This is a genomic window from Rhizobacter sp. P2_H2 (assembly GCF_056403375.1).
On sequence record NZ_JBFUFP010001721.1, the window covers coordinates 1 to 675 of the forward strand.

Consider the following 675-nt stretch of genomic DNA (forward strand, 5'->3'; position numbering starts at 1 on the left):
CGCTTCGTCGGCATAGATGGCAGAGACCGGCGCTTCGCCGATGCGCGCCCAGCCGCGGTACATGCCCTCGGTGTTGAACGGCAGCGCGACGTTGCCGCGCGCATCGACGGCGATCAGCCCGCCGCGGCCGCCGAGCGGCGGCAGCTTGTCCATCACGACGCGCTTCGCGGCGAAGCGCAGCGGCAGCCCGACGTACTCGACCAGCGCCGACACGTCGTAGGCGGCGAGCCCGCGCATGAAAGCCTCGCCGACGCCGGTGCACGACACCGCCACCGTGCGGTCATTCGCATAGCAGCCGGCGCCGATCAGCGGCGAATCGCCGACGCGGCCGGGGCGCTTGTTCGTCATGCCGCCGGTCGAGGTGGCGGCGGCCAGGTGGCCGTGCGCATCGAGCGCGACCGCGCCGACGGTGCCGAACTTGTCGCGCTCGTCGAGCGGCGCGGGAACGGTGGGGGCCAGTTGGCTCGCGCCATCGTGGTCGAGCGCGGTGCGGTCGCTGGCCTGCATCGCCTGCAGTTGCGCGAAGCGCTCCGGCGTGTCGAACCACTCCGGCGCCACCGTCTCGCAGCCCTGCCCGGCGGCGAACTGCTCGGCGCCGGGACCGATCAGCATCACCGGGCCGCCGGCCTCCATCACCGCGCGCGCGGCGAGGATCGGGTTGCGCAGCGTGCGCAC

1 protein-coding gene is annotated in these 675 nt (G+C 73.8%); it reads right to left on the minus strand.

Annotated elements, in window-relative coordinates; all coding sequences use genetic code 11:
• On the minus strand, positions 1–675 hold a 675-nt coding region (locus AC1D15_RS35830; RefSeq protein WP_477829832.1), incomplete at both ends, for an isoaspartyl peptidase/L-asparaginase family protein.